22 protein-coding genes are annotated in these 26562 nt (G+C 60.3%); 14 read left to right on the forward strand and 8 right to left on the reverse strand.

Annotated elements, in window-relative coordinates; translation table 11 throughout:
- Nucleotides 1-29 precede the first annotated feature (29 nt).
- On the reverse strand, nt 30-1520 hold the full coding sequence (locus AC07V9_RS02055; RefSeq protein ID WP_495014021.1) for a helicase HerA-like domain-containing protein: 1491 nt from the start codon (nt 1518-1520) through the stop codon (nt 30-32).
- A gap of 310 nt (nt 1521-1830) precedes the next feature.
- On the opposite strand from AC07V9_RS02055, the gene gpgF reads away from it, so the two are divergent.
- Entirely contained in the window at nt 1831-2826 is a 996-nt protein-coding gene (gene gpgF / locus AC07V9_RS02060; protein WP_495014022.1) for a glucosaminyl phosphatidylglycerol flippase, read from the forward strand.
- Here the strand turns inward: gpgF and AC07V9_RS02065 are convergent.
- A complete protein-coding gene (locus AC07V9_RS02065) occupies nt 2803-2985 on the reverse strand; it encodes a hypothetical protein (RefSeq protein WP_495014023.1) in 183 nt (60 codons plus the stop codon). The genes gpgF and AC07V9_RS02065 overlap by 24 nt on opposite strands.
- Before the next feature lie 136 nt (nt 2986-3121).
- Nucleotides 3122-3973: a formyltetrahydrofolate deformylase gene (gene purU / locus AC07V9_RS02070; RefSeq protein ID WP_495014024.1), complete on the reverse strand. Its 852-nt coding sequence runs from the start codon at nt 3971-3973 to the stop codon at nt 3122-3124.
- Between the two features lie 352 nt (nt 3974-4325).
- Between purU and mvaT the strand changes: the two genes are divergently transcribed.
- The gene (gene mvaT / locus AC07V9_RS02075; RefSeq protein ID WP_495014025.1) at nt 4326-4706 is read left to right on the forward strand and encodes a histone-like nucleoid-structuring protein MvaT; all 381 of its coding nucleotides are present in this window, start codon (nt 4326-4328) and stop codon (nt 4704-4706) included.
- 102 nt (nt 4707-4808) lie between these two features.
- Here the strand turns inward: mvaT and sbcB are convergent, their stop codons facing one another.
- Nucleotides 4809-6239, reverse strand: coding sequence for an exodeoxyribonuclease I (gene sbcB, locus AC07V9_RS02080; RefSeq protein ID WP_495014026.1), 1431 nt, complete (start codon nt 6237-6239; stop codon nt 4809-4811).
- Nucleotides 6240-6422: 183 nt separating this feature from the next.
- On the opposite strand from sbcB, the gene AC07V9_RS02085 reads away from it, so the two are divergent.
- The 6 genes from AC07V9_RS02085 to AC07V9_RS02110 are packed head-to-tail and all read left to right on the forward strand — an operon-like array spanning nt 6423 to nt 13376.
- Nucleotides 6423-7160: an RDD family protein gene (locus AC07V9_RS02085; protein WP_495014027.1), complete on the forward strand. Its 738-nt coding sequence runs from the start codon at nt 6423-6425 to the stop codon at nt 7158-7160.
- Nucleotides 7157-8137, forward strand: a complete 981-nt coding sequence (locus tag AC07V9_RS02090; protein WP_495014028.1) for a stage II sporulation protein M — start codon at nt 7157-7159, stop codon at nt 8135-8137. The genes AC07V9_RS02085 and AC07V9_RS02090 overlap by 4 nt, the downstream gene beginning before the upstream one ends.
- On the forward strand, nt 8124-9725 hold the full coding sequence (locus AC07V9_RS02095) for a DUF4129 domain-containing protein (RefSeq protein WP_495014029.1): 1602 nt from the start codon (nt 8124-8126) through the stop codon (nt 9723-9725). The genes AC07V9_RS02090 and AC07V9_RS02095 overlap by 14 nt, the downstream gene beginning before the upstream one ends.
- On the forward strand, nt 9722-10939 hold the full coding sequence (locus tag AC07V9_RS02100) for a DUF4350 domain-containing protein (RefSeq protein WP_495014030.1): 1218 nt from the start codon (nt 9722-9724) through the stop codon (nt 10937-10939). The genes AC07V9_RS02095 and AC07V9_RS02100 overlap by 4 nt, the downstream gene beginning before the upstream one ends.
- Nucleotides 10936-12024: an AAA family ATPase gene (locus AC07V9_RS02105; protein WP_495014031.1), complete on the forward strand. Its 1089-nt coding sequence runs from the start codon at nt 10936-10938 to the stop codon at nt 12022-12024. Before AC07V9_RS02100 ends, AC07V9_RS02105 begins: the two co-directional genes overlap by 4 nt.
- On the forward strand, nt 12021-13376 hold the full coding sequence (locus AC07V9_RS02110) for a DUF58 domain-containing protein (protein WP_495014032.1): 1356 nt from the start codon (nt 12021-12023) through the stop codon (nt 13374-13376). The genes AC07V9_RS02105 and AC07V9_RS02110 overlap by 4 nt, the downstream gene beginning before the upstream one ends.
- 24 nt (nt 13377-13400) lie before the next feature.
- Here the strand turns inward: AC07V9_RS02110 and AC07V9_RS02115 are convergent, their stop codons facing one another.
- Together AC07V9_RS02115 and AC07V9_RS02120 are read right to left on the reverse strand one after the other, a co-directional pair.
- Entirely contained in the window at nt 13401-13760 is a 360-nt protein-coding gene (locus AC07V9_RS02115; RefSeq protein WP_495014033.1) for a PilZ domain-containing protein, read from the reverse strand.
- Between the two features lie 330 nt (nt 13761-14090).
- Nucleotides 14091-14465, reverse strand: coding sequence for a tetratricopeptide repeat protein (locus tag AC07V9_RS02120; RefSeq protein WP_495014034.1), 375 nt, complete (start codon nt 14463-14465; stop codon nt 14091-14093).
- A gap of 188 nt (nt 14466-14653) precedes the next feature.
- Here AC07V9_RS02120 and pyk point away from each other — a divergent pair, with 188 nt between their 5' ends.
- Nucleotides 14654-16105: a pyruvate kinase gene (gene pyk, locus AC07V9_RS02125; protein WP_495014035.1), complete on the forward strand. Its 1452-nt coding sequence runs from the start codon at nt 14654-14656 to the stop codon at nt 16103-16105.
- 145 nt (nt 16106-16250) lie between these two features.
- On the opposite strand, the gene AC07V9_RS02130 is transcribed toward pyk, so the two are convergent.
- Nucleotides 16251-17180 carry an iron-sulfur-binding ferredoxin reductase gene (locus tag AC07V9_RS02130; protein ID WP_495014036.1) on the reverse strand — a complete coding sequence of 310 codons (930 nt, stop codon included), beginning with the start codon at nt 17178-17180 and terminating at the stop codon, nt 16251-16253.
- Nucleotides 17173-18291 carry a GGDEF domain-containing protein gene (locus AC07V9_RS02135; protein ID WP_495014128.1) on the reverse strand — a complete coding sequence of 373 codons (1119 nt, stop codon included), beginning with the start codon at nt 18289-18291 and terminating at the stop codon, nt 17173-17175. The genes AC07V9_RS02130 and AC07V9_RS02135 overlap by 8 nt, the downstream gene beginning before the upstream one ends.
- Nucleotides 18292-18635: 344 nt before the next feature.
- On the opposite strand from AC07V9_RS02135, the gene AC07V9_RS02140 reads away from it, so the two are divergent.
- The 5 genes from AC07V9_RS02140 to AC07V9_RS02160 all read left to right on the forward strand — a co-directional run bounded on the left by AC07V9_RS02140 (nt 18636) and on the right by AC07V9_RS02160 (nt 26520).
- Nucleotides 18636-19547 carry a hypothetical protein gene (locus AC07V9_RS02140; protein WP_495014037.1) on the forward strand — a complete coding sequence of 304 codons (912 nt, stop codon included), beginning with the start codon at nt 18636-18638 and terminating at the stop codon, nt 19545-19547.
- 88 nt (nt 19548-19635) lie between these two features.
- Nucleotides 19636-22239: an RHS repeat domain-containing protein gene (locus tag AC07V9_RS02145; protein WP_495014038.1), complete on the forward strand. Its 2604-nt coding sequence runs from the start codon at nt 19636-19638 to the stop codon at nt 22237-22239.
- A 61-nt stretch (nt 22240-22300) separates the two neighbouring features.
- Complete coding sequence (locus AC07V9_RS02150; RefSeq protein ID WP_495014039.1) at nt 22301-23137, forward strand: hypothetical protein; 837 nt, start codon at nt 22301-22303, stop codon at nt 23135-23137.
- Nucleotides 23035-24714 (forward strand): RHS repeat-associated core domain-containing protein, encoded by a 1680-nt coding sequence (locus AC07V9_RS02155; protein ID WP_495014040.1) that lies wholly within the window; start codon nt 23035-23037, stop codon nt 24712-24714. Before AC07V9_RS02150 ends, AC07V9_RS02155 begins: the two co-directional genes overlap by 103 nt.
- Nucleotides 24715-24996: 282 nt before the next feature.
- Entirely contained in the window at nt 24997-26520 is a 1524-nt protein-coding gene (locus AC07V9_RS02160; RefSeq protein ID WP_093461653.1) for a fumarate hydratase, read from the forward strand.
- The last annotated feature ends 42 nt before the right edge of the window (nt 26521-26562 follow it).

Genomic DNA, 26562 nt, shown 5'->3' on the forward strand with positions numbered 1-26562 from the left:
AGTGGGCGTTCTCGTTTCAGGTACACGGCTTAGCGCCGCTTCTTGCTCCCGCCCAATAACGACCCCATCAAACCGCGCACCAACTCCCGCCCGATCTGATTGGCAGCCTGACGCATCGCGCTTTTAACCGCCTGCCCCGCCAGCCCTCCCAGGAAACCGCCGGCAATGTCCGCAATACCACCTTCGGATTTCTCGTCAGCACCCGGATTCTTCACGATCTCAGGCACTGCGCCCTTGCGCGCCAGTAACATTTCGTACGCCGACTCGCGATCCACGGGCTTGTCATACCGCCCTGCCAAAGGCGAGCCAGCGACCAGGGCAACGCGCTCGGCCTCACTCAACGGCCCGATTCTCGATTGCGGTGGGGCCACCAGCACGCGCTTGACGATATCCGGCGTGCCCTTCTCCTGCAGCGTGCCCACCAGCGCCTCGCCGATCCCGAGTTCAGTGAGCACAGTCAGCGTGTCGAACTCAGGATTGGGCCTGAAGCCTTCGGCTACCGCCCGCAGCGACTTCTGTTCCTTGCTGGTGAATGCGCGCAGGCCGTGCTGAATACGCAAGCCCAGTTGCGCCAGGATGGTATCCGGTAAGTCGCCTGGGGACTGTGTAACGAAATACACACCCACGCCTTTGGAGCGGATCAACCGAACCACCTGTTCGAGCCGGTCCTGCAGCGCTTTGGGCGTGTCGGCGAACAGCAAGTGCGCCTCATCAAAAAACAGCGTCAGCAACGGCTTATCGGCATCGCCGCGCTCTGGAAGTTGCTCGAACAACTCGGCCAGCAACCACAGCAGAAACGTCGCATAAACCTTTGGTGCTTCATGCACCAGCCGACTGGCATCGAGCAAATGAATGCGCCCTCGCCCGTCACTTGCTGGTTGCAGGATGTCTTCCAGTTGCAGCGCAGGCTCACCAAACAACGCCTCGGCGCCCTGCTGCTCCAGCACGGTCAACCGACGCAGCAGCGCCTGACTGGACCCGGTGGTCATCAGCGCACTGTCCTCACCCAGCGCCTGCGGGTTGTCGCGCAAGTAATTGAGCAGCGCCTTGAGATCCTTGATGTCCAGCAACAACAAGCCTTCACGGTCCGCCACCTTGAACGCGGCGTACAGCGCCGACTGTTGGCTGTCGGTGAGCTCAAGCAGGCTTCCTAACAGCAGCGGGCCCATTTCCGACAATGTTGTGCGAAGCGGATGACCCGACTTGCCATGTACATCCCACAGCATCACCGGATACGCCTGAGGCTTGTGATTCAGCCAGGGCATCCCGGCAATGCGTTCGGCGATCTTGCCCTGAGGGTTTCCCGCAGCCCCCAGCCCGCACAGATCACCTTTGATATCGGCGGCGAACACCGCCACGCCGGCGTCGCTGAACACTTCCGCCAGGCGTTGCAGGGTGACGGTTTTGCCCGTGCCTGTGGCGCCCGCCACCAGCCCGTGACGATTACCCAGCCGCAAAATCTGGCCGACCGGCTGACCATCCAGCCCCGCGCCGATCAGCATGTGTTGAGAGTCCGGCATTTGTTCACCTACAGGTCAAAGGGTTTACGTGCAGGCAGACCGAGGCGCGACACCCACCATTACCTGCATCGAAGATTGCCAATCCGAGTCGGCCCCTTCACTCTAGTCCAACCCTGCTCCCACACGGTTCAGCCTCACCGGATCGCAGACGAACATCTGTCCTTGAGGCGGGTCAATCAAGGACGAAACAACGGAGAACACCCACCATCGTGCCTATCGCTCCCTCACTGCAGACCCTTGCCTGCCTCAGCGTTATTGACGAGCGAGCAGCTGCCGCGCTCTTGGATTGCGACCCAGACAGGCCCGGCGTGTGAAACGACTTGTCTGGCTTGCGGCCCTTCTTCTGGCTGCCCTGCTGATTCCGTTCTTCATGGGCGGCATGGACATGTTTCATCGCCTGCGCAACTTTCCGCTGATGTTGTTCGTGGGCATGTTCGCCATGGTGCTGGTGGGTTGGTGCGCTAACACCATGCGCTTGCGCCTGCTGCTCGGCGACAGCGCGGCTGGCGTAGGCATGCGTAAGAGTCTGGGGATCGTCATGGCCACGGAGTTCGCTTACAGCGCCACGCCAGGCGGCAGCGGCGCACCGCTGACACTGGTGGCGTTGTTATCGCGCTGCGGCATCGGCCCGGCCAAGAGCACGGCTGCCTTCGCCACCGATCAGCTCAATGACCTGGTGTTCTTCTTGCTCGCCTTGATCGGTATTTTAATTTACGCCGTGTTTCACAAACTCAGTGAAAACCTGGAATGGATGTTGATCGCCAGCGCCTTGCTGATCGGCGCAGGGCTGTGCGTGTGCGCAGGTTTTGCGCGCTTTCATCGACGCATCATTGTGTTCAACGGCAAGCTGCTGACGCGCCTGAAACGCAAGAACACCACGCGCATTCGCTGGGCTCGCAAGCTGTTGCACTTTCGCGACGCGCTGGCGGAAACCTGGAAGATGCCCCATCGCATTCTGCTCAAGGTCTTCGCATTGACCTGCGTGCATTGGGGGCTGCGCTACAGCGTGCTGTATCTGGCGCTGCGAGGGCTGGGCGTCGATATCGACTGGGCGTGGACGTTTCTGGTGCAGATGCTGTCGCTGAGCGCTGGACAGTTCAGCCTTTCGCCGGGTGGCGCGGGGGCTGCGGAATTGACCTCGGCGGCGCTGCTGGCGCCCATGGTCGGCAAGTCGACAGCTGCGGCGGCGATTCTGATCTGGCGGATCGTGACCTACTACTTCTACCTGATTGCCGGCGGCCCGGTGTTTCTGCTGATGGTTGGCAAACCGCTGCTGATGAAGCTACTGCGAGTCAGGGCCAGCTGATTCATCGTCCTCAGGCTTCAACTGCTCCCACAGCTGCGCAGCCCCCTCGAATTCGGTGCCGTCATCAGGGGACAATGCGTCAGGGTCGTAACGCGAGAGGCAGCCCTCGCCGAGAGTCGGTGGGGCTTTGGATGTGGCTTTATCGAGTGGGTCAGTCATTGCAAGGCTCCTGCGAGATAGGCGCTGTGCAGGAGCAGAATCATTCGCAAAAAATCTGACAGGCGATTGAGATGTATCGTCCTGGCAAAACCCATCGCAAATGAATCGCTCCCCCAGGGTTCAGCGCCGTTCCGGCTTAGTCAAACACGACCGTCTTGTTGTCGTGTACCAGCACACGATCTTCCAGATGCGCACGCAGGCCACGCGCCAACACCATTTTTTCGACGTCACGGCCGAAACGCACCATGTTTTCGATGCTGTCGCGATGGCTGACGCGCACCACGTCCTGCTCGATGATCGGGCCGGCGTCCAGCTCTTCGGTCACGTAATGGCAGGTCGCGCCAATCAGCTTTACGCCACGCAGCGACGCTTGATGATAAGGCTTGGCGCCGACGAACGAAGGCAAGAAGCTGTGGTGAATGTTGATGACCTGATGGGCATATTCACGGCACAGCTGCGGCGGCAGGATCTGCATGTAACGCGCCAGCACCACGACATCGGCGTCGTGCTGTTTGACCAGACGCGAGACTTCGGCAAAAGCCGGCTCTTTGTCTTTCGGGTCCACCGGCACATGGTAATAAGGAATGTTGTGCCACTCGACCATGCTGCGCAGGTCCTGGTGGTTGGAAATCACGCAGGCGATTTCACAGTCCAGCTCGTCGCTGTGCCAGCGGTGCAGCAAGTCAGCCAGGCAGTGGGACTCACGACTGGCCATCAGCACGACGCGCTTCTTCTGATCCGAGTCAGTGATGCGCCAGTCCATCGAGAACTCTTCAGCGATTGGCGTAAACGCTTGGCGGAAACCTTCCAGATCAAAAGGCAGGGTATCGGCGCGGATTTCATGACGCATGAAAAACCAGCCGCTGAGATTGTCAGAGTGATGGCTCGCTTCGGTAATCCAGCCGTTGTGTGAAGCCAGAAAGTTGCTGACTTTGGCAACGATGCCGACGCGGTCCGGGCAAGCAATCACCAGACGAAAAGTGCGCATGAGGGGAAACTCCAGAACTTCGCAAAGGCGGCTATTCTAGCCATTACCTGAGGCCTGTGCAGTAACCGTATCGCACTGATTTTCATCCCTGCTCACAGCGGCTCCGATCAACGGTAATGGGCCGGTGTTGCTACGGCAGCGAGGCTTGCACAAAAGAAGGTTTCGATAAAAGCACTAAATAGGTGCTGTGTTTTTAGCTCACACGCTCAAAACTCTTGTTTGATGAGATGAGCAGGTCAGTGCGGTATTTCAAAATGCTACAAATAAAACTTTCCTTAAATGTTTACTTGCGCTAACGCTGTGACTATTATTGCGTCATTACACCCTGCTCATCACCCCACAGGTAGCCCACATGTCGCTGATCAACGAATACCGCGCAACAGAAGAAGCCATCAAAGAACTGCAAGCCCGTCTGCAAAACCTGCAGTCTGACGACAAACTGCAAAAAGAACTTGAGTTCGAAGGCAAACTGCGCACCCTGATGGGCGAATATCAAAAATCCCTGCGCGACATCATTGCGCTGCTGGATCCAGATTCCAAACTGAAAGCGCCACGCGGCGGCGCTGCAGTCAAAACTACCGGCACCAAGCGCGCGCGCAAGGTCAAGCAATACAAGAACCCGCACAACGGCGAAATCATCGAAACCAAAGGTGGCAACCACAAGACTCTGAAAGAGTGGAAAGCCAAGTGGGGCGGTGACGAAGTAGAAAGCTGGTCAACTCTGCTGGGCTGATAGGCCGCGCGTTGCAACAGCTGTTGTACAGTGATGTGCGACCTGAAAGAACGCCAGCGAAAGCTGGCGTTTTTTATTGCCCTGAGTTTTCGATCAAGGACTTCACAAGCCCAATCGTTGTTTCAGTTGCAGGGAGTAATCCTGCCACTGGGCGAGCACCTTCAACTGCTCGGGCGTGGCCTTGAGCGACTGCTCGATCAAAGCCTTGGTGAAGGCTTTGAGGGTGTTAGGCGCCCCGGCCAGCGGGTCGGTCAGGCGTTGCTGGCAAAAGCTGAGCCAGCGCTGCTGGTCGGCAACGCTCAAGGTTTCAGCAAAGTTGCGCGCGCGATAACGGAAGAGTAACTCCGGCAATCGCGGATCATCGAACGCCCAGGGTTCGTTGCCCAGTTGTTGCGGTTCGGCAGTACGCACCTGCTCGCAAAGACGCCGGTCGCGATCATTAATAAACCCGTCATATAACTGTTGCTCAGGGTCGTCGCTGACAGCGAAGTCGTCGCTGCTGTAAATCTTCTTCAGTTTGTCCTGCCAGATGGCCTGGCCTTCGTTCAGACGCAACGTACGCTGTTTATAGGCGTCCATATCCAGTTGCAGGCGCTGACGATCTTCATCGCGCAAGACGCTCAAGGGCGCCACCACCGGGCATTTGTTTATATGCAGTAGTTTGAGCGGCACCGGTAACTGACTGTCCGTGAGATCCTCACGTCGGGTATATAAGCGCTGACGCAAGGTGTCGCCGTCTTCATCCAGTAATGGACTGTGGTCATGAAAGAGATCGCAGACAATCAGCGCATTGCGATTGGTCGGGTGCCAGGCCAGAGGTAGAACAACGCTTAGATAACTTCGCGCGGCAGAAAAGCGCCCGGAAATATGCACCAGTGGCTGCAGCAGGCGGATCTGATCCTGAACCTTGTGTTTACTGCGCAGCTGGAAAAGATAGTCATACAGCTTGGGCTGTTTATCTCGAATCAAACGCGCCAGAGCAATCGTTGCGCGTACATCGGAAAGTGCATCGTGCGCCTGTCCGTGGTCAATGCCATTGGCGGCGGTCAGGCGTTCAAGTTTGAGGGTGACGCGGCCGTCTTCTTGCGGCCAGACAATCCCTTCTGGACGAAGGGCGTAAGCGGTACGCACAACATCGATCAAATCCCAGCGACTGTTGCCACCCTGCCACTCCCGCCCATAAGGGTCGAAGAAATTGCGATACAGGCTGTAGCGGGTCATCTCATCGTCGAAGCGCAGGGTGTTATAACCTGCGCCGCACGTACCGGGCAGCGACAGTTCGGCATGCACCCGGGTCATGAAATCCGCTTCGCACAGGCCCTTTTCCGCCAACCGGTCAGGCGTGATGCCGGTCACCAGGCACGCCGCCGGGTGAGGCAGGATGTCGTCGCTGGGCTGGCAATAAAGGTTGACCGGCTGACCGATCTCGTTGAGCTGATCGTCAGTGCGGATGCCCGCCATCTGCAGGGGGCGATCGTTACGCGGGTTGATCCCGGTGGTTTCGTAGTCGTACCAGAAGATGCTGGAGGTCACAGGCGTATCCTGAGCAAAAGACCGACGAAGTCTACCAGATCAACCTGGCCGCCCCGCTCCCTCGAATGCCCGCGCAAGGTGTTTAAAGACGTTTCCCACAACACGGCCGCCCATCCTCCGGTTGCTTACCTACCGTACCGTGGCTAGCATCAAACTTTATTCTCAGGCGTACCCCTCCCGACAATGTCCTCTTCGCAAGCCTGGCCAAGGAATGCTGTACAGCCTGCCCCTCTGGACAACCGCGTCCGCATGGAAACCCCGGAAGGCATCGACCTACTGTTGCGCCCGGCCGGGCTGCTCTCACGCTCGCTGGCGTTCACCATCGACCTGGGCATTCGCGGCGTGCTGTTGATCGCGCTTTTCTACGCGCTGCACCTCTTTGGCGAGTTCGGCACCGGCCTGTTCGTCCTTGCGCTTTTTTTCATCAACTGGTGGTACATGGTGCTGTTCGAAGTGCTGCATCAGGGACGCACGCCCGGCAAGCAGATCATGGGGCTGCGGGTGGTCCACGACGACGGCACGCCGGTGGGTTGGTCGGCATCACTGTTGCGCAACCTGCTGCGATTCGTCGATATGCTGCCTTTTGGTTACAGCGTCGGAGCCTTCGCCTGCCTGCAACATCCACTGTTCAAACGCTTGGGCGACCTGGCCGCGGGCACGCTGGTGATTTACCACGACTCCCCGGCTGTGCGACTCGAACTGCCCGAGGCCCCCGCAATCATCGCGCCTCTGGTGCTGAGCCTCGATGAACAACGGGCCATCCTGTCCTTTGCGGAGCGTCAGGGTTCGCTCGCCCCCGCACGTGTTCAGGAACTGGCCGCGATTGCCGCCGAGCCCTTGCAGATACCCGGTAGCGCACATTCGCCCTATGCCGTCCGCCACTTGAACGGCATCGCTCGCACACTGGCGGGCTCGGCATGAAGCAGCGCCAGTTCGAGCAGCGTTATCAAGGCGATTGGACAAATTTCGCCGAGCGTCTCGATGCGCTGGAGCGCAGTCGCCGCAAGCACTCGGCGGGAGACGGTTTCACCGAGCAGTACCGACAGGTATGTCGGCACTTGGCCCTGGCGCAGGAACGCGGCTATAGCAGCCATCTGATCGACCCCTTGCAGCAACTGGCGATGCGCGGCCATCAGCAGTTGTATCGCCACCGCAGCCAGTTCATGGCGCAATTGCTGAGTTTTGTGCTGGCCGATTTTCCACGATTGGTGCGCGCCGAATGGCGTCTTGTGGCGATCGCCTGCGTGCTGTTCTTCGGCAGCCTGATCGTCATGGGGCTATTGGTGTACGGCTATCCGGATCTGATCTACAGCGTTGTCAGCCCTGCTCAGGTAGGCGAGATGGAAAGCATGTACGACCCCGCGGCGCGGCGTATCGGGCAAGCCGCCGAGCGCGCATCGAGCACCGACTGGCTGATGTTCGGCTACTACATCATGCACAACATCGGTATCGCCTTTCAGACCTTCGCCAGTGGACTGCTGCTGGGCGTGGGCAGCCTGTTTTTTCTGTTCTTCAACGGCCTGATGATCGGTGCCGTAGCGGGGCATTTGACGAATGTCGGTTTTGGCGAAACCTTCTGGCCCTTCGTGGTCGGCCACGGCGCGTTCGAATTGACTGCCATCGCCCTGGCAGGTGCTGCCGGGCTCAAGCTGGGCTTGGCGCTGCTGGCCCCCGGTGCATTGCGCCGTGGCGACGCCTTGAAAGTGGCCGCGAAAACGAGCGTGCGTCTGATTGGCGGAGTGATGTTGTTCCTGGTGATTGCAGCGTTTATAGAAGCCTATTGGTCATCGATGACATGGCCGCAACCGACCACCAAGTATCTTGTCGGCGCAGCACTGTGGACGCTGGTCATCGCCTACCTGACCTTCGCCGGACGTACCGCCCATGCGCCTGATTGAAGCCCATGTGACCATCCGACCGCGCTCGCCCTGGGAAGCCATCGATCTCGGCGTGCTGATGGCGCGTCAGAATCGGCGTCTTCTGATGGCCAGTTGGGCCGTCGTCACCCTGCCGGTCTTCGCCCTTCTCAGCCTCGTGCTGTGGGACTATCCGACCCTGGCCGTGCTAGTGTTCTGGTGGCTCAAGCCCCTCTTTGAACGCCTGCCGTTGCTCATTCTTTCCCAGGCCTTGTTCGGCCCACCGCCCTCGCTCAAGGAGGCGCTGAAGGCCTGGCCGCGCACACTCAAATCCCAATGGCTGGCCAGCCTGACCTGGCGCCGCTTCAGCCTCAGTCGCAGTTTCAATCTGCCGGTCCAGCAACTCGAAGGCCTGGACGGCGTGCAGCGCGCCCAACGCATCGCCGTGCTCGGGCAGAAAAACCTTTGGGTGGCGCGCGTCCTCACCTCGATGGGCAGCACCCTGGAGATGTGCCTGTGGATCGGCCTGATGGGGCTGTTCTACGCCATGATTCCGCAGGAACTCGAACTGGACTGGTCGTGGCGCAGCCTGCTGGCAATCGAGGGCAGCTGGAACTGGCTCGAACACCTGACCAACGCCTTCTATGCGCTGGTTTTGGTGCTGTGGGGGCCGATTTATGTGGCATCGGGCTTTGCGCTGTACATCAATCGCCGCACGACTCTCGAAGCGTGGGACATTGAACTGGCGTTCCGCCGCCTGCGCCAGCGTATGGTCGGCAGTGCCTATGCGCTGCTTCTGGCTGCGTCTCTGGCCTGGGGTTTTTCGCCATCGACGGTGATGGCGGACGATAGCGTCGACGAGTCGAACTACAGCTGCCCTCTCCCACCGCTGGATTTGCCCCAGACCGAGGAAGAAGTGGCCGCCCCCGACACCCCGCGCCTGCTTAATCAGCCACTCACCAGCGCAGACTCGCAAAGCGCGATCAAGGGCGTGCTCGACAGCCCGCCGTTCAAGAACCCCAAAACGGTGTCCGGCTGGCGTTTTCCTGAACAAAAGCACGGCGCCAAAACCGCTAAAACCAGCGACACCCCTCAAAGGCTGGCCAAGCTGATTCTGGGGCTGCTCAACGTAGGCAAAACGTTGTCGACCGTGTTCGCAGCGCTGCTCTGGACGCTCATCGCATTGCTTGTTGCATGGGTCGTCTGGCGCTATCGAGCGTGGTTCAGCACCTTTGTTGGCCGCGGTAAACGCAAACCGGTCAGCCGCTCCGATGCGCCGCAACAGCTGTTCGGCCTGCAAGTGGGCGCTGAAAGCCTGCCGGAAGATGTCGCCAGCGCAGCCGAGAAACTGTGGCAGCAGTCGCCACGCGAGGCCTTGAGCCTGCTCTATCGCGCCCTGCTCAACCGCTTGTTGACCGACTACCAACTGCCCCTGAAAAACGCCGACACCGAAGGCCAGGTCCTCGAACGTGTGGCCCGATTGAATCAGCCATCCCTGCACGCTTTCAGTCAGTCCCTCATGGCCCACTGGCAGAACCTGGCCTACGGTCATCAATTGCCCGCCACCGACGTACAGCAAACCTTGTGCGATGACTGGCGGCGACTGTTTGCCAGCGGGGCGCCGCCATGAGCCGTCGCATCTGGATCATGATCATCGCGCTGGCCGTGCTCGGCATCGTCGGCGCCAGCGTGCCTGTGCTCAAACGCCTCGAGCATTATCAGGAAGTGGTCGATCAGGGCCCCGCCCCCGAGGTGCGCGCCAATCCCTATCTGGCCGCCGAGACCTTCCTGCGCCAGCGTGGCATCGCGGTCAAGGTGACTCAGGCGCTCAACACGCTGCCGGACACTCGCCAGCACGCGCAGACCCTGATGCTGCTGGACACCCGCGAAAACATGACGCCCGCCGACGTCCGACGCTTGCTGAACTGGACCCGTGCAGGAGGGCGCCTGCTGTTCGTCGCCGAGCAGCTCTGGGATGAAAAGAAAGGCCGCAGCGGCGATCTGCTGCTCGATCAAGTGCAGATTCATCAGTTTCTCACCCGCGACCTGCGAGAGCAGGATCGACGGCGGGAGCGCGAGCTGAACAAACCGGTCATCCCCCTGAGCGCACCGGATGTCGAGGCGCCCAAGACGCCTTGGCCAGAACTGACCCGACTTTACGTGCAGAACGAAAACGATCCGGCCTACATGAGCTTCGACCCGGCGTTTCATCTGGACGATCCTCAGGATCACGCCCAGTCATGGGCCAACAGCGCCGACGCCACGCACCTGCTGCAAATGGTCTACGGCAAGGGGTTGGTGACGGTATTGACCGATGCCGACCTGTGGAAAACCCGCGCCATCGGCAAATACGACAATGCCTGGCTGCTGTGGTACCTGAGCCAGGGCAGCGACGTCACCCTGCTGCTGCGCACCGACCATGACGACCTGTTTGGCCTGCTGTGGAAGTACTTCCCGCAAGCGCTGCTTGCGCTGGCGCTGCTGATCGGCGCAGCGCTCTGGCACAGCGGCATGCGTCACGGCCCTTTGCAGCCGGAGCCCTCCCGCGCCCGTCGGCAATTGCGCGAACACCTGCGGGCCAGTGCCGACTTCATGTTGCGTCGCCAGGGGCAGCAGGCGTTGCTGCGTTCGCTGCAGCACGACATCCTGCGCCGCGCCCGCCAGTGCCACCCCGGTTTCGAGGCCCTGCCGGTCACCGAGCAGTGGCAACTGTTGGCACGCATGACGGGCCAGCCCACCAGCCAAATCGGACAAGCCCTGCGCCCGCGCCTTGATGAGCGCTTGCCCAGCCCCGAATTCACCCGTCAGGTGGCCTACCTGCAAACCCTCAGGAATGCGTTATGAGTGAAGATCCGACACCGCAGTCAAGCAGCCTGGAATCCGATGCGCACACCACCGGACATCAGACACCCCATGAGCCTGTCGAGGCTGGCCATCCTGCTTGCGCCGCTGCCACCAGCAATGCGGCGCAGCAACGTCAGCGCGCGATTCATTTGGCCCAGGCCGTGCGTCACGAATTGCAAAAAGCCGTGATCGGTCAGAACGCCGTCATCGACGATGTGCTCACCGCGTTGATCGGCGGTGGCCATGTCCTGCTCGAAGGCGTGCCAGGGCTGGGCAAGACCTTGCTGGTGCGTGCGCTCGCTCGCTGCTTCGGTGGCGAGTTCGCACGCATCCAGTTCACTCCCGACCTGATGCCCAGCGATGTCACCGGCCACGCGGTCTACGACATGCAGACCGAGCAGTTCAAGCTGCGCAAGGGTCCGCTGTTCACCAACCTGCTGCTGGCTGATGAGATCAACCGCGCCCCGGCCAAAACTCAGGCCGCGCTGCTCGAAGCCATGCAGGAGCGCCAGGTCACCCTCGAAGGCCGCGCCCTGCCGGTGCCGCAGCCGTTCATGGTGCTGGCCACCCAAAACCCCATTGAACAGGAAGGCACCTACCCATTGCCGGAAGCCGAGCTGGACCGCTTCATGCTCAAGCTGCGCATGGACTATCCACTGGCCGAGCAGGAGCTGGACATGGTGCGTCAGGTCACGCGTTCGACGCGTTCGGACATGCTCGACGTCCAGCCGCTGCGCACCTTGATGCAAGCCAGGGACGTGCAGGCGCTGCAGCGCATTGCCAGTGATCTGCCCGTCGATGAACAGGTGCTCGATTACGCCGTGCGTCTGGCCCGCGCCACACGCACCTGGCCCGGTCTGACACTGGGCGCAGGCCCTCGGGCATCGATCGCACTGGTGCGCGGCGGGCGGGCACGCGCCTTGCTGCGTGGGGGCGAGTTCGTCATTCCCGACGATATCAAGGGCTGCGCCTTGGCGGTGTTGCGCCATCGCGTGAGGTTGTCGCCTGAACTCGACATCGAAGGCCTGTCAGTAGATCAGGTGCTCAAGCAATTGCTCGATCAGGTCCCGGCGCCACGCCAATGAAGCAACTGCTCAAGCCGTCCGCTCGACTGCTCTGGTGGCTGGCCGTGCTGGCTGGATTCGCGCTGCTGCTCGGCATATTTCAGGCGTTGGGCCTGCGGCCTGCGGCCAAGCTCGACGGGCTGTTCCGGGTGCTGTCGTGTGTAATGGCCGTGCTCGTGGCGCTGGATGCTTTCTGGGTGTGGCGCCTGCCCTCCCCTCGCCTGCAGCGTCATTTACCGGGGAGTCTGGCGCTGGGTCGCTGGAGCGACGTGCGCATCGAGATCGAGCATGACTACCGCCGCAGCGTCCCGGTGGCTGTGTTCGATCACGGCGCGCAAGGGCCGGGCAACCGCTTTGAAACGCAGTTTCTGCCCCAGGACATCTCCCTGCACCCTCGGCGCAAGGCGCAGTTGACCTACCGCCTGCGCCCCACCAGCCGGGGGCAGTTCACTTTCGAGCAAGTGGAAATCCAGCTGCGCAGTCCTCTGCGCCTGTGGTTGACCCGACGCTGCATTCCGGTCGAGAACTCGGCGCGGGTCTATCCGGATTTTGCGCGGGTGCACAACGGCCAGTTGCTCGCGGTGGATAACTGGCTCAGTCAAATCGGCATCCGCCAGTATCAACGTCGCGGCCTGGGCCTGGAATTCAATCAGCTGCGCGAGTTTCGCGAAGGCGACAGCCTCAGGCAGATCGACTGGAAGGCCACCGCCCGCCAACGCACGCCGATCGCCCGGGAGTATCAGGACGAGCGGGATCAACAGATCGTGTTTCTGCTCGACTGTGGCCGCCGCATGCGCAGTCAGGACGGCGAACTCACGCACTTCGACCACGCGCTCAATGCCTGCCTGCTACTGGGTTATGTCGCGCTTCGCCAGGGAGACGCAGTGGGCCTGTCGACCTTTGCCGCCGAACCAGATCGGCATCTGGCGCCAGTCAAGGGCCCGGCTCAGCTGAACCTGTTGCTCAACCACGTCTACGACCTGGACAGCACGCAACGTCCTGCCGATTACAGCGCCGCCATTGGTCAGGTGTTGATCCGGCAGAAGCGCCGTGCGCTGGTGGTGCTGGTGACCAACCTGCGCGATGAAGACGACGAGCAATTGCTGGGGGCGGTCAAGCAACTGGGCCGCCATCATCGGGTATTGATCGCCAGCATGCGCGAAGAAGTGCTGGACGTGCTGCGTCAAGCACCCGTGCAGACCTGGCAGCAGGCGCTGGATTATTGCGGCACGGTGGATTTTCTCAATGCGCGCGCCGGATTGCATGAGCGTTTGAGCGCCCATGGCATCCCGGTACTGGACGTGCGCCCTGGCGAGCTGGGGCCGCAGCTGGTGGGCCGTTATCTGAGCTGGAAAAAAGCTGGCACGTTGTGAAGGGCGCCTGAAAAGGCGCCGTGGTCAGGCTGACGCTTCCAGCGGGTAGAAGCTGAAATAACGCTGCAGCGCCTGGATCAGGTGGTAATACTCGGGAGGTGCCGCCTGCACCCTGAAGCCGGAGTCGTATACACGCGGGGTCTCATCCTCCTGACACCACAGGCAGCTGGCGTTGATGTCGATGTAGTAGACGCCGTTCTTTTCGTCCGGGACTTTCAAGCGCAGTTGAAAATCCGCGCCGACGAGAATCGGCAAATCGCTGATCAGCATCAAACCCTGTTCCGACACATTACCCAGGCAACCCAACGGCTTGTCGGTGTAGCGATTGAACACCTGAAGGTAATACGGGAGTTGGTGACGCTCGATTCGTCTTTCGTTCAGCATTGGACACGGGTCCTCGAATGACCATTGAGCATGGCCTTGCTAATGCAAAGGGATTCGGCCGCACGTGGAACGGCACAGACGACGTTGTCGATCGAACCCACCTGTTCATTACAACAGGGACGTCATCTGACTCACCAGCCATAACCGAAGTCACGTATCCGATTATTCGATTTCGCGATAGCTAACGGCTTTGATAGCCCGCGTCGAAATAACCAACGTGCCCTTCGCCACTCCTGTGATGAAATCTTTAGGTCCCTACCGATTCCAGCCTAGCTCAACCTTTCAGAAAGGCCACTCGAAAAACGTGACGCTGTATCCATTCGGGTGTAACTAAAGTGAAGCGGGTCGCGTAACGGCCGGTGGTGCCAGATTGTCGTAGCCCAGTTGGTGCAACGTATCCATGCGCGCCCGTGCTCTGAATGCGTATTCGCTATACGGAAACTGGGTAATGATGAACTGGTACGTCTGCACCGCGTCCACGTAGAGTTTCTGGCGCTCCAGGCACTGACCGCGCAGCATCGACACTTCCGGCTGTACATAGCGGCGCGAACGGCTTTCGCGGTCCACTTTGGACAGGTTGTACATCACCGCATCGCAGTCGCCCTGGGCGTATGCGCGGTTGGCATTGTTCAGATGGCTGTTCATCGCCCAGCGCGTGCAGCCGCTCAAAGCGGCCAGCGCTACTAATATCATCACGATTCGCATGAGAGTCTCCTGTGCTCTCCAGCATATCGGCGCGTGGCGAGATTTCTTCAAGCCCGTTTCAAATCCTTAAGCCAGCCCATCACTGGGCCAATTGCCCACTCAATCCGCAACACGTAGTGCAAAGGAACAATGACTACAGACCAATACAGTAGTAGCCTTCCGCTGCGCTTCATTTAAGGAGTTTGTGCATGTCCGTTCGCCGCACCAAAATCGTAGCCACACTTGGCCCCGCAAGTAATTCGCCCGAAGTCATCGAGAAGCTGATTCTTGCCGGCCTGGACGTTGCCCGCCTGAACTTCTCCCACGGCACGCCCGACGAGCACAAGGCCCGGGCAAAGCTGATCCGTGACATCGCCGCCAAGAACGGCCGCTTCGTCGCGTTGCTGGGTGACCTGCAAGGCCCGAAAATTCGTATCGCCAAATTTGCCAACAAGAAGATCGAGCTGAAAGCCGGTGACAAGTTCACTTTCTCCACCAGCCATCCTCTGACCGAAGGCACCCAGGAAGTCGTCGGCATCGATTACCCCGATCTGGTCAAGGATTGTGGCGTAGGCGACGAACTGCTGCTCGATGACGGACGAGTGGTCATGCGCGTTGACACGCAGACTGCCGACGCCCTGCACTGCACCGTGACCATCGGTGGCCCGCTGTCTGACCACAAAGGTATCAACCGTCGCGGCGGTGGCCTGACTGCACCGGCGCTGACTGAAAAAGACAAGCAAGACATCAAGCTCGCTGCCGAAATGGACCTGGATTACCTGGCCGTTTCCTTCCCGCGCGACGCTGCCGACATGGAATACGCACGCAAGCTGCGCGACGAAGCCGGTGGTACTGCCTGGCTCGTTTCGAAGATCGAACGCGCTGAAGCCGTGGCCGATGACGAAACCCTTGACGCGCTGATCCGCGCCAGTGATGCGGTCATGGTTGCCCGTGGCGACCTGGGCGTGGAGATCGGCGACGCAGAGCTGGTAGGCATCCAGAAGAAAATCATCCTGCACGCACGTCGCCACAACAAAGCGGTGATCGTAGCCACGCAGATGATGGAATCGATGATTTCAAGCCCGATGCCGACCCGCGCCGAAGTGTCCGACGTGGCCAACGCCGTGCTCGACTACACCGATGCCGTGATGTTGTCCGCTGAAAGTGCTGCCGGTTCCTACCCTGTCGAAGCCGTTGAAGCCATGGCGCGCATCTGCGTCGGTGCCGAACGTCACCCGACCGGCAAGACCTCCAGCCACCGCATTGGTCACTCGTTCACCCGTTGCGACGAAAGCATCGCGCTGGCGGCCATGTACACCGCCAACCACTTCCCGGGCGTGAAAGCGATCATCGCACTGACCGAAAGCGGCTACACCCCGCTGATCATGTCGCGTATCCGTTCCTCCGTTCCGATCTACGCGTTCTCCCCGCACCGCGAAACCCAGGCGCGCGCCGCCCTGTTCCGCGGCGTGTACACCATCCCGTTCGACCCGGCTTCGCTGCCTGCCGGTCAAGTCAGCCAGTCGGCTGTGGACGAGCTGGTCAAACGCGGTCTGGTCGAGCAAGGTGACTGGGTCATCCTGACCAAGGGTGACAGCTACCACACCATCGGTGGCACCAACGGCATGAAGATCCTGCACGTCGGCGACCCAATGGTTTAAGACGCTGCGGCAATTGAAAAAGCTCCACCTGGGTGATCCAGGTGGAGCTTTTTTTGTGCTGCGCATCTGCAGCAGTCTGACTTGCGGGCGGCAGCGATCCTGAGGGGGCCATCGCCAGCAAGCTGTGCAGGTACAAAGGTACGATTCAGCCTTTCTCCAAAAACACATCCGCCAGCACCTGCCCACGCGGCAAACCGGCGATGAACAGGCGTTTTGAGAACTGCTCCACGCTGGCGGGCGATCCGCAAACGAGGGCGATGGTCTGACGCGAGGTGATCCGCAGGCCCGCAAGGGCGGTCTGCAACTGCTCGGCGTCGATCAGCTCGACCTGTAACTGATCATGTGCCAGCGCGAATGCCTCAAGCGAGTCAGCCAGGTAATGCTCTCGCGCCACATGCATCACCCGAATCGCCCCCTGATGCTGCTGACGCAAAGCCTCACGCAGGATGCCCCACAACGGCCCAAGCCCGGTTCCTGCGGCCAGCAGCCACAACGGCCGCTCCTGCCAGTCCGGGTCATAGTGCAGCGCGCCACCGCGCAATTCGCCCAGACGCATCGTATCACCAGGCTTCAGCGCTCGGGCGGCATCGACGAAGGCCCCGGGGCGGGTGCAATCGATGTGGAACTCCAGAAAGCTGTCTTCACCCGGCAAGCTCGCCAGTGAATAAGGACGCGCCACACCGCCTTCGGTCCACAGCACCAGATGCTGCCCGGCGCGATAACGTAGCGCACGCTCAGGCTCAACGCGCAAGAGCAGCACCGAGGGGCTCAGCCAGTCGCAGCGGCTGACGCGGGCGGGTGAACCGTCACGCTGCGGGTTGAAGACCTCAACGGTCAGATCGCTTGCCACCCGACACTGGCAGGCCAGACGCCAGCCCTGGTCACGCTTGCCAGCGTCCAGCGCTTCGGGTAGTGCATCCAGCGGCTCGCCAGCCACGCAACGCACCAGGCAGGCATGACAACTGCCTGCTCGACAGCTGTAGGGCACCGACACTCCGGCGCTGTTCAAGGCATCGAGCAGATTGCTTCCGGGGTTGACCGACCATTGTCGAGCACCTGCGCGCAGCTCAGGCATCGACATAGTCCCAAGCCCCGTGGCATCGATTGCGGCCATGGTGCTTGGCCCGATACAGCGCCTGGTCGGCACGTTGCAGGGCGCGATCCATATCATCGCCGCGCTCAATGAGCGTCATGCCCACCGAGAGACTCAGCGTCAGCCCCGGCAACTCCGGGATCTGCACCTGCTCGAACACCTGACGCACGCGCTCGCAGCAATCGGTCAACTGTGCGCGGGTGCAGCGCGGAATGAGCAGCACGAACTCCTCGCCGCCGTAGCGCGCCAGCACGTCATCGGGGCGCAGGCACTGGGTTGCGGTGGTCGCGAACTCCTGCAACACACGGTCCCCGGCGGCGTGCCCCAGAACGTCGTTGACCCGCTTGAAATGGTCCATGTCGATCAGGGCCAGGCCTGCCGTGTAGGCACCGTCCATGTTTTCCAGTTCGCGGGTAGCCAGACGCAAGAAATGGCGACGGTTATAGAGGTTGGTCAGCTCGTCGGTGGAGGCCAGTTCTTCCAGTTGGTACATCATGCCGCGCAGGGTTTCCTGATGCGCCTGCAGGGTGATCCGGTGCTGATGCATGCGCTGGCGCGAGTTCTGCACAAAGCGTGCGTACAGGCACAGCCAGCCCAGCACGATGAACAACGCACAGGTCTGCAACGCGGCGAGGCCCGGGTCATCGAGTTGGTCATGGGAGGCGTCCCACAGATTCAGGCCGGTAAAACCCAGCAAGGCAAAAATCGCGCAGCGAATGAATTTTTTGGGAGGGAGGTGAAACAGGCCGAACAGCAGGACGAGCACATAAAGCACCAGAAACGTGCCTCGTGCCGAATTCAGATGCGCCAGCAGGAAGGTCTGCCAGCCAAGCCCCATCAGCACCTGAAACTCGGTCAGGCTGGGATCCTTGAAGCGCTTGTTGTACTCGCCAAAGAACACCAGGCTCAACGCGCCCTGAGACAGCAGCACGAGCGTGGTGGTCAACCACAGGCCGAAGAAATTCGCGTCATAGTAGCCCGCGCAATAGGCCACCCAGACCAGCACGTTCAGCAGTACGTAGGTGCCAGCCGCCAAGGCGAAGCGTTTGAACCGCAGGCGCTGGATAGATCCGTCTATATGAGGTTGGTTCATCATGGGGTGAAGGTCGTCCTGTCCGGCGTGATGGATCCGCGGCGCACCGCTGGCCGGTCGTGCCTCCCTGAAAACCGGGGAGCACCTCAATCGTCTGGGAAGGCTCCAATGTAGTGGAAACGGCGCCGTTCGCCAACGCGTCCGACATGGATGGTGATGACGCTCGGCAGAAATGACCTGCCGCCGCCTCGTTTAGAGGATGAAAACACTGCCGTTATGTTACCCGGTGCGAATATGAAACAACCGGTAATGAAGCACGCCCCACGATATAAATATGTATATCACTGAGCAGGGGCACTGCTGCCTATTCTGGGGTCACGTTCAACAACCAAGGATGGTAGAAAATGAACCCGGCAAACGACACGAACTGGATCACCAGATTCACTGTTCACGTTACCTCCAACTCGAACAAGATCTTCGGCAATGGGCGCCATCAGCTCGAGGTTTCCGTCAGTGTCACTCCTAAAGCAGGCGTGGAGATCAGCGAAGAGCAATTGAACAGCATTCGACTGGTCACGCTCGACGATAACGGCGCTTATCAAGAACTGAACGCCGATCTTCAGATGTCTACCCGGCGCGACAAGCGGTTCGAGTATTACGCTGATAACGGCGCCGCCCCGACACCTTTGCTTGAGGCGAACGCGCGACGCCGCAGATTCTACATTTCATCGACCCGCTCCGGCGGCTCGCTGGACGTGATCTACGCCGCAATCAGCAAGGATGAAGACACGCACTACGTCAGCCATACCAGCAAGTTCAACTCCTCGATAACCGTCGAAACCCTGAGCCCGCTGCGGTTGATTCGCGACGACATGACGCTCTCGGTCGAAGATAACTATGAGCACACGGTCAACGCCACGGATTGGGATTACGATGTTTATCAGCTCTTCTTGAATAGCCGAACACTCAAGCTCGTGGCTGCGGTCCCGTACGGCCCCGGATCGGGCACTCCCTACTATCAGGTAACTGTGGAGGACGAAGGTTGGCTCGCAGACGGCGACCCAAGGAGTTACACCCACATCGCTTACGAAGTCAGTGACCGTAGAACCTTCAGGGCTCCCACGACTGTTCTTTCCGTGCACCGCCGCCCTGGCAGCATGGTCTTTATCCGGATCAAGACATACGGTCCCGTGACATTAAGCGGTGTCCGCAACCGAACGTCGCGGTGGGGCCTTCTTGACCAATACGGCAATGAACACAAGATCGAGATGACTCAGCAAAGCAATGGCAACCTCCTGGACTTCATCGTGATCTGATCATCCTGACTTCATGGGAGCGTGCATGTTTTCGCGTGGCGGACCCTGCACACACCGAATTCGAAGCCGATTTCCGAGTGACTGGAACATGTCTGTAGAAGCACTTCACACCCAAGCCACAAACTTCATGGACTTCATCAAAACCGGTGTCGACGCACGGACCGGTCAATTCACTCTGGCATTCCAGCTTCCGCTCATCCCTGCCAACCACCTCGCTGGCCCCGCGCTGTCGCCTACCCTGTCATTCAGTGTTCTGGGATCTACGCGCAACCGCGGTTTTGGTCTTGGGTGGTCGCTGGACCTGACTGAAATCGATCTGCATCAGGATGCGCCTTCGTTGCGCCTGTCTTCGGGCGAGCGCTTTGCCATCGACATCGAGAACGCCGACCTTTCCCCTGGCAGTGAATTGGTGTTGCTCGACGCGAAGCTCAAATCCCTGATTGTGACCTGGCAGAGCGACACGTCTTTGCGGATCGACCACACCTCCGGCCAGACAGAATTTCTGACGCAACAAGAGGACAGCTCGCGCTACATGGTCAGCGAAATCCGCAGCCCGGAAGGCCGTCGTCTGTTCGTCGAATGGGTGGCATTCGCCAACGAAGACTTCATCCTCGAGCGCATTCGTGACGAACACGAAACCTTGCTGCAGGTGCAAAGCGATGAAGGCGAAGTCCGCTTTGTCGTGCCTGGAGCACAGGGCAGGACCTTGCGCCTGCAAATGGCCAACGACACCTTGAGCGATGTGTACCTGCCGGCCATCGAAACGCCGTTCAGCATCCTCTATGACCACCACATACTGAACGAGTCGAACCACCTGCTGCTCCCGAGCTCGCTCACAAGTCCACTGGGCGCATCGGACGCAGTCATCTGGGGCACGGGAGACGAGGGTCATCAGTTACCGCAAGGCGCACCCTTTGACGTCCTGCCTCGCGTTGTCGAGTGGAAACACTCAGCCGGCACATCGGACACAGAACTGACCCGCACTTACGAATGGTCCAGCGCCCACAACTTCCTGGGTTTCGGCAGCGATCAGGCGTTCGACTGGAAACAGGGGCGAGATAACCTCTACGAAGTCGAACAGGATTACGAGTACGAGGTGGTCGAAACCCAGACAGACCCTGAAGGAAAAACGCTATCGACCATCACCCGCACCTGGAACCGCTTTCACCTGCTCACTTCGCAAGTGGTCAAGCGCGGCGCCTGCGAAGTCCACCACCGGACGACTTTTGGCATCAAAGCTGACACCGCCTGGGTGGATCAGCCAGCGTGGTGCCAGCTTCCCCATCAACAAACGGTCACCTGGATTGACGGCAAGAGTGGCACGCAGCGCAGCGAAACGGCTCAGTACCGCTACGACGAATCCGGCAATCTTTTGTTCACACGCTCGGCCGCCGGCGTTGAAGAACACAACGAGTATTACCCTGCCGAGGGCGCTGAGGGTTGCCCGGCCAACGCACTTGGCGTGGTCCGGTACCTGAAGAAAAAAACCGTGAAACCCGCACGCCTGGCAGACGGGAATTACGGCGGGGCGAGCGAGGTGTCCACCACCTACACCTACACATCGCTTGCCTCGTTGATCGACGGCGAACCGCCACTCGTACTGGTGGAAAGCGAAACCATTCGAGACGATACCCTCGCGCGCGTCATGAAAACCACATCGCAGACATACGTGACCGAGGCTGGCGGCTACGCCCGTGTGGCACAAACCATCGTCTGGCTCAACGGCAAGGCCACCACAACCACTTACCGCTACGATCTCACCGAGGATGAGCTAAGCACTCATGTCACGGTCACGGGCTTTGAAGACACCGCACTCGTGCGCCAGAGCCAGGACAGCGCCCGCTCATTGAGCTCAGGCCAGATGACCCGTGATCGCACGTTAGCGGGAGTGCTCAGCCGTTATGAATATGACGACCTGGGCCGGGTAACCCTGGCCGTCACCGCCGATGACAGTCGGTATAAAGCCGCTCGCAAGACCACCTATCACGTCAATGACCCGATTGCGCTGGCCCATCGCACGGGCGCCGAAAATCCGGTGATGATCGAACACACCCACGCCACCGGCCAGCGTCGCCGTCATTGGCTCGACGGTGAGGGCCGCACAGTGCGCGTGGAACTCGAAGATATTGACTACGCACCCGGCGTGTTGCGGGAAATCACCCGCACAGACTTCGATGTCGAAGGCCGTGTGGTCCGAGAAACACACACTGACTGGCTGCGTAGCGAAGACGATCCTGCGTCGGTTACCGCCCTCCCTCTCACCACGACCACTGAATATGACGACTGGGGCCAGACCCGTTGCGTCACCACGCCGGACGACGTGCAGACCTTCACCGAACACAACCCCGCGAGGCTGACCGTCAAACAGTGGCAAGCGAATGGCGACCTTAAGGGACCGAGCACGGTCAGCCTGTTCAATGTCGCTGGCAGTGCCATACAGGAGCAGTTGTTCGACACCAACGACAAGCTGGTACGCACTACACAATGGGCTCGGGACGGGCTGGATCGGGTATTCGAAACCCGAATCAGGATTGAAGGCGAAGAGGACCGTGTCACCATCCAACGCCTGGACGTCTTCGGCCGCACCCTCGAACAGACACTGCCTGATGGTACGGTCATCAACTGGACTTACGCGCAGCACAGCGATGACAACCATCCGGAATCCGTCGCCGTGACCGCTTCAGAAGATTGATCACGTACAGTCGGGGATGCGTGATCACGCGCTGCCCCGCACCATTCCAAGGATCGGAAGCATGAACACTCCCATGATCATAGGTCGGCAGACCTTCGACGGCCTGGGCCGTCCGCTCAAGGTGGAAGTCGGGGGGCATACAACCCACTTTCACTACGTCAACGGACAACTTGCGCCTGCGGGCAACACCCTGGCCGATGGCCGAACAGTGACCTTCACGTATGAAAAAAATCTGAACCATCAATTGCTGAGCGTCAGAGGGCAGAACGAGCCCCCGTTGACGATGACGTATCACGAAGCAATCGGGCAGCTGGCCACCGCGACAGGCGAACTGGGCGTTCAGTCGTTCGAATACACCCCGTCCGGCCAGGCAGTGCTGGACCGATGGGCTGTCGATGACACCACTCATACCACTCAATGGGAATATTCGTTCACAGGGCTGTTGCAAGGTTTCAAGGATCCACACGGCACCGTTCATCGTCGCGAATTCGACCACGCCAGCCGCGTACAGCGCACCTGTGTGGGCAGCGTTGAAACCCGCTATGGCTACGATGGGCTTTCTCGACTGGCCAGTATCCATGTGGTGGACGCCGACACCGGGCGTAGCCTGACGACACTCATCACCTACGACCGCCTGGGTCGTGAACACACGCGCACCTTCATCGTCACTTTCGACAGCGCAGACGAGGTGCCCCGTATCGTGACTCAGACACTGCGCTATTGCCCACAGGCCAGGTCATTTCGCGCACCTGGACCGACGGTGAACAGACTGGAGAAGAAACCTTCAGTTACGACGTGCGCAATCGTCTTGTGCATTACACCGCCAACGAACACGCTGCATCCCAAGATCCCTACGGCAACCGTATCGTCGAACAGGCTTTCGTGTTCAACGCCCTGAACGGTCTTGAGACGGTCACCAACCGATTCATCGACGGCAGCGAAGACCAAGCATCCTTCCGCTACGCGCAAGATGACCCCGCCAGGGTCGTGCAAGTCACTCATACCCACGCGTCGTGGCCGCCGACTGTCACTCTGAACTACGACGCCAGTGGCCGGGTCATCGGCGACAGCCTGGGCCGCAGCCTGCAATGGGACACCCAGGGACGCCTCGCCGCAGTCAGTCAAAACGGACACGCCTGCCTCTATCGTTATGACCCAAGAGGCCAATTGGTTGACCGTGTGGTCGACGACAAACTGACCCGTAGCTTTTACAGCGCCGATCAACTTACCCATGAGCAGGCCGGTGATGACAGCGTGCAAATCGTCGGTGATGACGACGCCTTGTTCGCGGTGAACACGGTGGCGGACGGGGTGCGCAAGACCTTCCTGATCGGTACCGATGCACAGGGCAGCATACGCCTGGAAGCGGACGACACGGTTCGTTCCGCCACTTACACAGCGCACGGCGCGCGCAGTGAAGCGGGTGACCCGCTGCCGTTCGGCTTTGCAGGGCAACGGCGCGAGCCCTTGACCGGTTGGTATATCCCGGGTGGGCATCGCCCATACGATCCTGTGCTGATGTGTTTTCTGGCCCCGGACAGCGAGAGCCCGTTCGGGCGCGGTGGCATCAACCCCTATGCCTACTGCGCGGGCGACCCGGTCAACCGGATCGATCCCGACGGGCACAGCTGGAGCCAGATACTGGCGGGAACGGGGCTGGTGCTAGGCGCCATCGGACTGGTCGCGACCGGGTTCGCGCTCGGACCCGCTGTCTCGGTGCTGCTCAGCACGCCCTCACTGCTGACAACGGTGCAGGCAGCCGCCCTGACAGGCGCGGCACTGGATGTTGTATCACTGGGCACCGGCGCGGCTTCATTCATCCTGCAAGCGCAGGGGCAGGACGGTAGTGCCGCCGGCATTCTTGGCCTTGTTTCCACTGTCACAGGTTTGGCAAGCGCCGCAGTCGGCGTGAAGGTGGCGTTGCTCAGACGTAGTGGCTTGCCGCAGCGCGTGGTCGATCCCAAGGCGCCCATGATCGGCAGTGCGTCAGAACTGGTGAAAGACTCCGCCGGAACCGTTCATGTCGGTTTTATCAACAGTTATCGCGGCACCCATCAGGCCGCAATGCTGACCCACGGTGATCCACTGCGTGCTTTGCTGCAAGGGCCAGACGGCAAAGTCATACGCGCCGCAGACCTGGCAAGAGACTTCATTGCACCTCGCCTTGATGCACTGAAGTATGCAGACGACCAGCCTTTCGTTTTGCTGTCCTGCTGGGGGGGCAAAAACGGCGCGGCGCTGGAAATCGCCAAAGAGCTGGGGCGTCCCGTTCAAGGCTTCACCGAAAAAATCTTCGTCAAGGGCTTCACAAACCTCCAATTGAAGGGCAATGGCGCCAATACGCCACTGCAAGCCATTTCTTACCTCGAACGATTGCGTGCCACGGGTAACCCGCTCACCGCCTGGAAAACCACGTATCAGAAGGCCGGCGCGAAACTGTTTCATCCCGACGGCACGATAACCGCCGTCGTGTAACCTCTGGCCCCACTGCTGATCTGCTTCAAAACAGCGCGGCAGTTGTCGAGGCAGCAAAGCGATACGGCCATCCGCCATGACCATTCGGCGCCGCCCTGCTGTCACGACTAAGGTTTACCCTGTGACAGGGTGTCGCGCCGAGTGCCACGCGGTATACTGCCGCGCCTTTTTCCTGCCGCTGCGCCTGAGCGGTGGCCGAGCCAATGGCCGTTCGCAGGCAAGTCCGTGCTTGTTTGCGCAAACCGCCCTATAAATGTTCCCGCCTGATTCGAGGAGAACACCATGACCGTGATCAAGCAGGATGACCTGATTCAGAGCGTCGCCGACGCCCTGCAGTTCATCTCCTATTACCACCCCGTCGATTTCATCCAGGCCATGCACGAGGCCTACCTGCGCGAAGAATCGCCCGCCGCGCGCGACTCCATGGCTCAGATCCTCATCAACTCGCGCATGTGCGCCACCGGTCATCGTCCGATCTGCCAGGACACCGGCATCGTCACCGTATTCGTACGCGTCGGCATGGACGTGCGCTGGGATGGCGCCACCATGAGCCTGGACGACATGATCAACGAAGGCGTGCGTCGCGCTTACAACCTGCCTGAAAACGTTCTGCGTGCCTCGATCCTCGCCGACCCGGCAGGCGCTCGCAAGAACACCAAGGACAACACCCCGGCGGTCATCCACTACTCCATCGTTCCGGGTAACACCGTGGAAGTGGACGTAGCGGCCAAGGGCGGCGGCTCGGAAAACAAATCGAAGATGGCGATGCTCAACCCGTCCGACTCGATCGTTGACTGGGTACTGAAAACCGTGCCAACCATGGGCGCTGGCTGGTGCCCGCCTGGCATGCTCGGCATCGGCATCGGCGGCACCGCCGAGAAAGCCGCGGTCATGGCCAAGGAAGTCCTGATGGAATCCATCGACATCCACGAGCTGAAGGCTCGCGGCCCGTCGAACCGTCTGGAAGAAATGCGTCTGGAACTGTTCGAGAAGGTCAACCAGCTGGGCATCGGTGCCCAGGGCCTGGGCGGTCTGACCACCGTGCTCGACGTCAAGATCATGGACTACCCGACCCACGCCGCCTCGCTGCCGGTCTGCATGATCCCCAACTGCGCCGCTACCCGTCACGCGCATTTCGTGCTCGACGGTTCCGGCCCTGCGTCGCTGGAAGCGCCACCGCTGGACGCCTACCCGGAAATCGTCTGGGAAGCCGGCCCGTCGGCTCGTCGCGTCAACCTCGACACCCTGACGCCTGAAGAAGTGCAGAGCTGGAAGCCGGGCGAAACCGTCCTGCTCAACGGCAAGATGCTGACCGGTCGCGACGCAGCGCACAAACGCATGGTCGAGATGCTGAACAAGGGCGAAACCCTGCCGGTGGACCTCAAGGGTCGCTTCATCTACTACGTTGGCCCGGTCGATCCGGTCGGTGACGAAGTGGTCGGTCCAGCCGGTCCAACCACCGCCACGCGTATGGACAAGTTCACCCGTCAGATCCTCGAGCAAACAGGCCTGCTGGGCATGATCGGCAAATCCGAGCGCGGCCCGACCGCGATCGACGCGATCAAGGACAGCAAAGCCGTTTACCTGATGGCCGTCGGCGGTGCTGCCTACCTCGTGGCCCAGGCAATCAAGAAATCGCAGGTCCTGGCATTCCCTGAACTGGGCATGGAAGCGATCTACGAGTTTGAGGTCAAAGACATGCCGGTCACTGTCGCAGTCGACAGCAAAGGCGAGTCGGTTCACATCACCGGTCCCGCCATCTGGCAGAAAAAGATCAGTGAAAGCCTGGCGGTCGAAGTGCAGTAAGCGCTTTCTGGCAACCACGAAAAAGCCCGGCCTCAGCGCCGG

It is taken from the genome of Pseudomonas sp. GW821-FHT02A11, from assembly GCF_059421985.1.